The sequence below is a fragment of the uncultured Cetobacterium sp. genome, assembly GCF_947039425.1.
In the GTDB taxonomy this organism is placed as follows: domain Bacteria; phylum Fusobacteriota; class Fusobacteriia; order Fusobacteriales; family Fusobacteriaceae; genus Cetobacterium_A.
In genome coordinates this window covers 1-2,576 of the sequence record NZ_CAMQYW010000287.1, presented here as the reverse complement: position 1 = coordinate 2,576, position 2,576 = coordinate 1, and the positions used below count along the sequence as shown (strand labels likewise).

Sequence of the window (2,576 nt, the reverse complement as noted above, 5' to 3'; positions counted from 1 at the left end):
TTTTGGAAATTATGTATGCTATTATAACATATAATTTAACTTTTTGTTATATTTTCCTTTTTTTAAAGGATTTTCTTTTTTTTTTAGTAAAATATTTTAGACATTTAAAATTAAGAGTAGTAGGAGGTTTTCAATGAAAAAGACTCTAGTTATGTTCAGAAATGGTAGTGACTTGGATTTGATTTTAGATAGTTATAAAAATTTAAATCATCTGTACGGTTTTAAAATAGTTCCAATTTATATTAAAAATATTGCATATACAATTCCAATTAGAGAAACAATTATTAATTCTGGTATTGCTTCTAAAATGCTTCACGAAATAGAGGATAAATTTATTGATACTATTCGTGACAAATTATTACAATATAATATTCACGAAAAACTAATTATAGAAACTGAAATCAGCGGACATTCAGTTAAAAATCATTTGAAATATTGTGATCTATTACTCTTAGACCAAGATTTTATACTAAATGATTTATTTTTAGATATTCTTAAAAATCTATATCGACCAGTTATTATTTTAAGGAATAAACCTTTAAACTTTTCAAATATTGCTTTAATCTCCAATGACGGAGTCAAAGTAAATAAAAGTGCTTATAATTTTATTTCTTTATTTAATGATATTAATAAAATTAACATGTTCACTTGGAATTATAATGATGATTCTAATTATTTAAAAGATCTTCTTATTGATAAAGGTTTAGAAATATCTGTTAAAAGATTTTTTTCAGATACTAATGATATTTCTGGTGTTTATTCAATTTTAAATAATTATAATTTAGTTATTATGGGAAATTTAAGCAGATCATTTTTCTTTGAAAAAATTACAAATAGGATGGGTTTAAATTTTTTAGAAAATATAAATACTTCTATTTTTATAGGTTAATCTTATCGGGTCAAATTATTGACCCGTTTTTAATTTTATAATTCTATTTTCTAATTTTTTATGCTAAAATAAAACTTAAACATTTATATACTTAGGGGGAAATTTTATGAAAATCGGAATTGTTGGACCTAGTGACTCTGTCCTACATATTAATCAAAAATTAAAAGATATGGATCATACTATTAATTCTAAATTCTACATTCATGAAGACACTAAAAATCTTCATAAAATTTTAGAAGAGTGTGAAAAAGAGGTAGATGCACTAATTTTTACTGGTATTATCATTGAATATACTATTACTAAATATAGACTACCTAAAATACCTTTTGTTACTATTTCTAGAAAAGGTTCAAGTCTTATGAGTGCTCTTTGGCAAGCTCAAAACACTTTAAAAAATATAAATTCATTTAGTATTGATATTCTCAATCAAGATGATCTATCTGAAGTTGTTGATGATTGGAATCTTAATCATCAAAATATCCATCTTTTTACTTTTGATCCACTTTTAGAAGAGGAAGACTATGCAATAAAACATAAAGCACTTTTTGACTCAGGAAAAATAGATATTATTTTGACTTCTTGCGGAAAAGTTTACTCCTCCTTAAAAGCTCAAGGTTATCCTATATTTAGATTACAGCCAAATTTAGCACAAATTAAAAATCTTTATCGCGAACTTTTAGATAAAAAAAATATATGTCGATTAAAATCATCTCAAATTGCCATACAAATTATAAAAATAGATTATTTATATCATAATAATTATTATGATGATCTTGAAAATGAAAATAATATAAGAAAAAATATTATCTCTTATGTTCGTGAAGTTCAAGGAGCTCTCTATTCTAGCAGTATAGAACAATTTATTATTTTTGGAACAAGAGGAGCCTTTGCACAAAGCTTAGATAATTTTTCAAAATTAACTTCGAATCTAAATATGAAAATATACTCTGGAATCGGATATGGTTCTACAGCTTATTTAGCTGATTTTAATGCTAGAAAAGCTCTTTCTAATTCATTAAAAAATGGAAAATTATATATTATAGATGATACTAATACTCTTATCAATCCATCTATTGAAAAAACATCTCAGAATTTAAATACAAAAATAGAAAAAATTAGTAACACAACACTTATTTCACAAATACATATTCGAAAAATACTAGAATTAAAAGAAAAGAAAAAAACTCCATATATTAACACTAAAGAGATTGCTGGGTATCTAGATATTAGTGAAAGAAGTGCTCGACGAATTATAAATAAATTAATAGATCATAATTATGGCATTCCTGAAATTCAAAATAATATCTCAAAAGGAAGACCAATAAAACATATTAAAATTTCTATTTAAAGATTTTCGGCCATCTTTTTTTTACATACAATAAACATTGTTTTACCATATCATACAAGAATATTTTATTCAAAAAAATATTTTTTTATTTTTTTTTATGAATGTATAGTCAAAAACCCCTTGGAAACAAAGGGGTTTTTTATTTTATAAAATATAATAATTGTTTTTTATTTAAAAAATCAGTTCTTTTATTTGACAATAAGTTGTAAATATGGTACAAATAATACAAGAATTAACGGACAAAGTCCTAAAAAAAAGAAAAGAGGTACTTATTATGAAAAAACACATTTGTAACGTATTTTTAATCGTATCTATCATTTCAATTGGTTGTGAATTGAT

Annotated in this window: 2 protein-coding genes; both read left to right on the top strand. The window is 23.4% G+C overall.

Annotated features, from left to right (window positions below; translation table 11 throughout):
- The first annotated feature begins 133 nt into the window (after positions 1-133).
- Positions 134-889, top strand: a complete 756-nt coding sequence (locus Q0V09_RS10615; RefSeq protein ID WP_297489417.1) for a hypothetical protein — start codon at positions 134-136, stop codon at positions 887-889.
- Between the two features lie 106 nt (positions 890-995).
- Positions 996-2,237 carry a hypothetical protein gene (locus tag Q0V09_RS10610; RefSeq protein ID WP_297405079.1) on the top strand — a complete coding sequence of 414 codons (1,242 nt, stop codon included), beginning with the start codon at positions 996-998 and terminating at the stop codon, positions 2,235-2,237.
- Positions 2,238-2,576: the final 339 nt, after the last annotated feature.